Annotated in this window: 7 protein-coding genes and 1 pseudogene; 4 read left to right on the forward strand and 4 right to left on the reverse strand. The window is 73.1% G+C overall.

What is annotated here, in order from left to right; translation table 11 throughout:
- Positions 1 to 247: 247 nt before the first annotated feature.
- Together ACFSL4_RS37305 and ACFSL4_RS37310 are read left to right on the forward strand one after the other, a co-directional pair.
- Complete coding sequence (locus ACFSL4_RS37305) at positions 248 to 1,612, forward strand: DUF6777 domain-containing protein (protein WP_381092561.1); 1,365 nt, start codon at positions 248 to 250, stop codon at positions 1,610 to 1,612.
- 242 nt (positions 1,613 to 1,854) lie between these two features.
- Complete coding sequence (locus ACFSL4_RS37310; RefSeq protein ID WP_381092570.1) at positions 1,855 to 2,307, forward strand: ATP-binding protein; 453 nt, start codon at positions 1,855 to 1,857, stop codon at positions 2,305 to 2,307.
- Here the strand turns inward: ACFSL4_RS37310 and ACFSL4_RS37315 are convergent.
- A pseudogene (locus ACFSL4_RS37315) lies at positions 2,279 to 2,597 on the reverse strand (sigma-70 family RNA polymerase sigma factor); the annotation flags it as partial. The gene ACFSL4_RS37310 and the pseudogene ACFSL4_RS37315 sit on opposite strands and share 29 nt — an antisense overlap.
- 366 nt (positions 2,598 to 2,963) lie before the next feature.
- On the opposite strand from ACFSL4_RS37315, the gene ACFSL4_RS37320 reads away from it, so the two are divergent.
- Complete coding sequence (locus ACFSL4_RS37320; protein ID WP_381092562.1) at positions 2,964 to 3,395, forward strand: helix-turn-helix domain-containing protein; 432 nt, start codon at positions 2,964 to 2,966, stop codon at positions 3,393 to 3,395.
- 36 nt (positions 3,396 to 3,431) lie between these two features.
- Here ACFSL4_RS37320 and ACFSL4_RS37325 read toward each other — a convergent pair whose 3' ends face one another.
- From ACFSL4_RS37325 to ACFSL4_RS37335, 3 genes are all read right to left on the reverse strand, one after another.
- A complete protein-coding gene (locus ACFSL4_RS37325; RefSeq protein ID WP_381092563.1) occupies positions 3,432 to 4,034 on the reverse strand; it encodes a ClpP family protease in 603 nt (200 codons plus the stop codon).
- 1 nt (position 4,035) lies between these two features.
- Positions 4,036 to 4,683, reverse strand: coding sequence for an ATP-dependent Clp protease proteolytic subunit (locus tag ACFSL4_RS37330; protein ID WP_381092564.1), 648 nt, complete (start codon positions 4,681 to 4,683; stop codon positions 4,036 to 4,038).
- Positions 4,684 to 4,794: 111 nt separating this feature from the next.
- Positions 4,795 to 5,994 (reverse strand): epoxide hydrolase family protein, encoded by a 1,200-nt coding sequence (locus ACFSL4_RS37335; protein ID WP_381092565.1) that lies wholly within the window; start codon positions 5,992 to 5,994, stop codon positions 4,795 to 4,797.
- Between the two features lie 122 nt (positions 5,995 to 6,116).
- On the opposite strand from ACFSL4_RS37335, the gene ACFSL4_RS37340 reads away from it, so the two are divergent.
- The coding region (locus ACFSL4_RS37340) for a VOC family protein (protein WP_381092566.1) at positions 6,117 to 6,388 on the forward strand (272 nt) is incomplete at its 3' end.

Genomic DNA, 6,388 nt, shown 5'->3' on the forward strand with positions numbered 1-6,388 from the left:
GGGCGACGGCCCGGTCGGACGAGGGCGGGGCGCTCACGCTGCCACGCTAAGCGGCCCTCCCGCGCTCCGCCTGCCGGGTGGGCCGGCCGCGTCGGCCCGAAGCCCGTGCGGTGCCCCGCCGCTCGCCCGGGCGAGGGCCGCTTCCGTTTGCGGGGCGTCCAGGGCTCGTACACACAATGAGTCCATCGCGCAGTGAAGCGGTGCACACCCCGAAGCGCCACGTGTCGCCATGCCGGAGGAAGAGCTCGTGAGTGCCGAACCGCCGTCCTCCGACCGCCCCGCAGGCCCCCCGGCGGGCCCACTGTCAAACCCCTCCGAGCAGGCTCCCACACAGCCGGACATCCGCCCGCCGTCCGGGCCCGCCGGCGGCGGAGGCGGTGGTCCGTCCGGTCCCGGTGGTCCGTCCGGTCCCGGTGGTCCGTCCGGTCCCGGTGACGCCGGCGGGGGCCCGCGCCGTCCTTGGTGGAGGTCCGTGCCTCGGGTGGCAGTGATGTCCGCGCTGGCCGTGGCAGCCGTGGTGCTCGGCCTCGTGCTGACCCGGCCCGGCGGCGGTGGCGGTCGCCCCGCCGGCGGCGAGGTCTTCCTCCAGGCAGCCGACGCGCCGGGCCCGGACCCGTTCACCGAGTCCTCGGCGGTCCAGAGCTCCGCGGCCCCCCGCACCCCCACCCCGGCGGCCCCGACGGAGCCCGTCAACGTGACGCGCGCCGTCGACGGTTCCGCACCCGGCCTGTACGGCGGCACCCGCAACACCGCGAGCTGTGACACGGAGAAGCAGATCCGGACGCTGCAGGCGGACCCGGCGAAGAACGAGGCGTTCGCGTCGGCGGCGGGTGTCCGGGCGTCCGGTGTGCCGGCCTACCTGCGGTCGCTCACACCGGTGCGGCTGCGCATGGACACCCGGGTGACCAACCACGGCTACCGCAACGGCGCGGCCACCACCTACCAGGCGATCCTGCAGGCCGGCACGGCGGTCCTCGTCGACGCCCACGGTGTGCCCCGGGTGCGGTGCGCCTGCGGCAACCCGCTCACGCCGCCGGTCGCGCAGAAGTCCACGCCGAGGCAGACGGGCGACCGCTGGCCCGGGTTCCGGCCGCAGAACGTCGTGGTGGTGTCGCCGTCCTCCACGGTCATCACCACGTTCGTGCTGTTCGACGCCGATCACGACGCATGGTTCGACCGCCGCCGTGGTGACCACACGGGCCGCCACGACCGGACGACGCGTCCGCCGGCGCGACCGGTCCCGTCGGTGAGCGTGTCGACGCCCGCACCGCACACGGCCTCCCCTTCCGCCTCCCCCTCCTCGCCGTCTCCCGCGCCTTCCCACCCGCCGGCGTCGTCACCGTCCCCGCCCGCCCCGCCGTCGTCACCCGCCACGACGCCGTCGCCCCGGCCCACCCCGCCGTCCTCGCCCGCGTCGGGCCCGCCGTCCTCGGGGGAGCCGTCCTCCGCGCCCACCAGCGCGTCCGGGGCGTCGGCGTCCGGGTCGCCGCCGGCCTCCGCTCCCTCCGCGCCCCCGGAGCCGCCCGCCACGGCTCGGTTCGGCCCGTGGCGCCCGTCCGCCGGGGACTGGGGAACGCATCGCTGGGTACGAGCACTGGTGCGGCACCCCTAGGGGGTGTTTCGGAAGTCCTGTGCGGTGCCCGCGGTGTCCGGTGCGTGCTCTCGGTGTGCCGGACGAAGGCCCTCGTACTGGACGTACTTGGGGTTTCGGCCGGTGCGGCGAGTGGGGGTGCCCCCTGCTCGAAGAGCTTGGGGGAGCGTGCCGGGCGCCGTGGGTGCTGTGCGGGACTTCCGAAACACCCCCTAGGGAGGGGATGCCGCGCCGGACGAGCCGCGGTGTGCGGGAGAGCCCGCCTGAAGGAGCACCTGGACGGAGCAGTGATACCGACCGATCTCGACACGCCTGCCCAGCCGCTGCGGCGGGCGGAGCATTACACCGGGCGACCGGGGGCCGTCGCCGAGGCCAGGGCCTTCGGCGAGATGTTCGTCCAGCAGCTCCGGTCCGAGCGGTGTGCCGCCGTGGACGAACGGGCCGCCGGCGATGTGCTCCTGGTCGTCAGTGAACTGGTGACCAACGCGCAGCGGCACAGCCACGGCCCGTGCGTCCTGGAACTGGAGGGCACCGACACCTTTGTGACGGTCACCGTCTACGACAGCAGCGCCACGCTGCCCCGGCGCCTTCCCCGGGACCCCCGGCGCGTCGGCGGGCACGGCCTGGAGATCGTCCACGGCCTGGCGGCCCGGGTGTCGGTCGAGCGCGTGCCGGTCGGCAAACGTGTCACCGCCGTGGTGCGCCTGGGGCGTTGACCCGTTTCACATCGTCCGGCATGCCGGTGCGCAACTGCTCGATGATGCGCTCGACGAGGCGGGAGACAAGCATCTGCGAACAGCCCGGCGGGCGCCGATGCCGGCCCGCGTGGCCTCCTCCACGAACCGCAGATGGGATCGTCCGGTCGTTCGCTCGGCTCGGCCGTCAGCGGGGCCAGGGTGTGGAGGTCCTCGACGAGCCGTATGCCGTCGTCCTCCTCGCCGATGAAGCGGGCGGGGACCGCCTCGCCCTCCTGTTCGTCCCCGGTCAGCGCGGCGTCCAGGTGGGACAGCTCGCGGCGTCACGGGGAGCGACGGTCCGCGGGTCCGTGACGGTCGGCGGGGGCTGCTCACCAATCGTGCTCCGGGCGGTTTCGTCGGTGACCGTCGACCGGCTCATGGCGGTGTCCACCACCTCTCCCCCGCGACTCACTCTCCGGTCTGTCGGGCGTCGTTGGGGCATCCCGAGTCCGCGGATACCCCGGAGCCGGATTCTCATGTGGGTGTTCGCCGGACAACCGCGTGGCGCCGGTCACTTGACGGAGGGCGGCAGTGGCGGGCCGGGCCGGCGGGCAACGCTCCCGCGGACGTCTTGCTTCACCCAGGGCAGAACGCCGGTCCCTTCCGGTGGCGCTCCCGGTCCCTAGGCTGGAGGGGTGAGCAACCATGCGCCGAACGAAGCCCGCGTCATCCCCCTGCGTCCGCAGTCCGCGCCGCCCCGCACCGCGGGGCCGGGCCGCGACCCGCGCCAGCCGGGGTCCGCGCCACAGCCCACCGCGCCCCGGGAGCCCCTGTGGCGCGACCTCGTCGGTGATGTGCTGCGGCGCGAACGGCTCGCCCAGGAACGCACCTTGAAGGACGTCTCCGAGGCGGCCCGGATCTCGATGCCGTACCTGTCGGAGCTGGAGCGCGGCCGCAAGGAGGCGTCCTCCGAGGTCCTCGCGGCCGCCGCACAGGCCCTCGGCCTCGGCCTGGGCGATCTGCTCTCGCTCGCCCAGGCCGAGCTCACCCGGCACGCCCGTACCGGGACGGGCCGCGGCCGCACGTCGCCGACGGCGCGGTACGACGGCCTGTGCCTCGCGGCCTGACCGGCTCGCGGACGTCCGGGCCACGGCGCGCCGGAGTCAGACGAACGCGAGCCGCCGGCTCAGCACCTCGTCGGCGAGCCCGTACGCGACGGCCTCCTCGGCGGTGAACACCTTGTCCCGGTCCATGTCGGTCCGCAGGGTCGCCACGTCGTGCCGGGTGTGGCGGGAGAGGACCTCCTCCACCTGGGCGCGGATGCGGACCATTTCCTTGGCCTGGAGGCTGAGGTCGGAGACGGTGCCCTGGCGCCCGCCGGCGGCCGGCTGACCGAGCAGCACCCGGGCGTGCTGGAGCACGAACCGCCTCCCGGGGTCTCCGCCGGCCAGCAGCACGGCCGCCGTCGAGGCGGCCTGCCCGACGCAGAAGGTCGAGATCGGCGCCTGGACGAACGTCATCGTGTCGTAGATCGCCATGAGGGAAGTGAACGAACCGCCGGGCGAGTTGATGTAGATCGAGATCTCGTGGTCCGGGTTCGCCGACTCCAGATGCAGGAGTTGTGCGATGACGACGTTGGCGACGCCGTCGTCGATCTCGGTGCCCAGGAAGACGATCCGCTCCGAGAGCAGTCGGCTGAAGACGTCGTAGGAGCGCTCGCCCTGCGCGGTCCGCTCGACGACGTACGGAACGGTGTACGACCCCATGTCACAACCCCATCCGTCGGCGCGAGGCGGCCGGGCGGACGTCGGTGAGCGACTCCACGACCCGGTCCACCATCCCGTACTCCCGGGCCTGCTCGGCCGTGAACCAGCGGTCCCGGTCGCCGTCCCGCGAGATCGTCTCCAGGCTCTGCCCGGTGTGCTCGGCGGTGATCCGCTCGATGGCCCTCTTGGTGAACTCCAGGTTCTCCGCCTGGATCTCGATGTCGGCGGTGGTGCCTCCGATGCCCGCCGACGGCTGGTGCATCATGATCCGCGCGTTCGGCAGCGCGAACCGCTTGCCGCGCGTGCCCACGGTGAGCAGGAACTGGCCCATGCTGGCGGCGAACCCCATCACCAGGGTCGACACGTCGTTCGGGACGAGCCGCATCGTGTCGTAGATGGCGAGCCCCGCGGTGACGGATCCGCCCGGGCTGTTGATGTACAGGCTGATGTCGCCGCGCGGGTCCTCGGCCGACAGCAGGAGCAGTTGCGCGCACACACGGTTGGCCGACACCTCGTCGACCTGGGTGCCCAGGAACACGATCCGCTGGGCGAGCAGCTGTGCGGCGAGATGGTCGTCGAAGCGGCTGGGTGGGGTGTCGCCCTCCTCCGCGCGGGGCGGGAGCGTGCTGGGTGGAGGCAGTGGAGTCATCGGGTCCCCTCGTCGTGGCAACGGATGCCGGTGACTCCACTGTCGCCCCCGGGCGGCCCCCGGCCGCGGGTTCTCTGCCCGCGGCGGATTCGCTCTGGGCAGAGCCCCGGCTCAGCCCTTCTCGCGCAGCTGCCGGAAGAAGGCCCGCACGTCGTCGACCAGCAGGTCGGGCTCCTCCATCGCGGCGAAGTGCCCGCCACGGTCGAACTCCGTCCAGCGGACGAGGTTCTCGGTACGCTCCGCCCTGTGCCGCAGCGGCACCTGCAGTTCGGCCGGGAAGACGGCGAGAGCGGTCGGCGCGGTCGAGGGCTCGGCCGGCGCGGCGGCCCGGCCCGAGGCATGCGCCCGCTCGTAGTAGATCCGGGCGGCCGAACCGGCGGTCCCGGTCAGCCAGTACAGCATCACGTTGGTGAGCAGCCGGTCCCGGTCGACGGCCTCCTCGGGCAACTCGGCGGAGTCCGTCCATTCCCTGAACTTCTCCACGATCCAGGCCAGTTGGCCGACCGGAGAGTCCGTGAGCGCGTAGGCGAGCGTCTGCGGCCGGGTCGAGTGCAGGATCGCGTAGCCCGCCCCCTCGCGCTGCCACGCGTCCCAGCGGTGCCACGAGGTGAGGGTCTGCTCCCGCTCCCGCGGGCTCAGTGCGGCCAGTTCCCCGGGGGTCGGTTCGGTGGTCTGCTGCGCGCCCGGCAACAGATTGAGGTGGACGCCGATCACCCGGTCGGGGTGGGCCCGGCCCAGTTCGCGGGAGATGACCGCGCCCCAGTCGCCGCCCTGCGCGCCGAAGCGCCGGTAGCCGAGCCGGTCCATCAGGCCGGCCCACGCGTCGGCGACGCGGCCCGCTTCCCAGCCCGTGTCGTGGGTTGGCCCGGAGGGCCCGAATCCGGGGATGCTCGGCACCACGACATGGAACGCGTCGGCGGGATCGCCGCCGTGGGCCGCCGGGTCGGCGAGCGGTCCGACGACGTCGAGGAACTCGACGATCGAACCGGGCCAGCCGTGGGTGATGACCAGGGGGGTGGCGTCCGGCTCGGGGGAGCGGATGTGCGCGAAGTGGACGCGCGCCCCGTCGATCTCCGTCGTGAACTGCGGCCACTCGTTCAGCCGCGCCTCGGCGGCCCGCCAGTCGTAGTCGTGGCGCCAGTACCGGACGAGTTCGCGCAGATAGCCGAGCGGTACCCCGTACGCCCATCCCACGCCTGGCAACTGGTCGGGCCAGCGGGTGCGGTCGAGGCGGTCGTGCAGGTCGTCGAGGTCGCTCTGGGGAATCGCGAGACGGAAGGGCCGGATGCTCTCGGCGGACGAAGACGTCATGCCCGGATGCTATGCCGCGGTCGCCGGACCCCATCCGGATGACTTCACGGCCCGGCCGATGAGTTCCGGCGCGAGCACCGATCGATACAGGTGACCGCGTTCCCGCACTCGAGGAGGTACTCATGGCCACCGAAGGATTCACCACCTGTCTCTGGTTCGACGGCCAGGCCGAGGAGGCCGCCCACTACTACGTCTCGATCTTCAAGGGCTCCGGCATCGGGAGGATCGGCCGCTACACCGAGGCCGGCCCCGGCCCCGCCGGCTCCGTCATCGCCGTCGACTTCACGGCCAACGGCCACAGGTTCGTCGCGCTCAACGGCGGCCCGCAGTTCACGTTCAGTGTTGAAGTCCGCGCACACCTCACGCATGACTTCCTCGCAGCGCCGGAGGATCT

Origin of the sequence: Streptomyces caeni (assembly GCF_042678285.1) — a bacterium.
In the GTDB taxonomy this organism is placed as follows: domain Bacteria; phylum Actinomycetota; class Actinomycetes; order Streptomycetales; family Streptomycetaceae; genus Streptomyces; species Streptomyces caeni.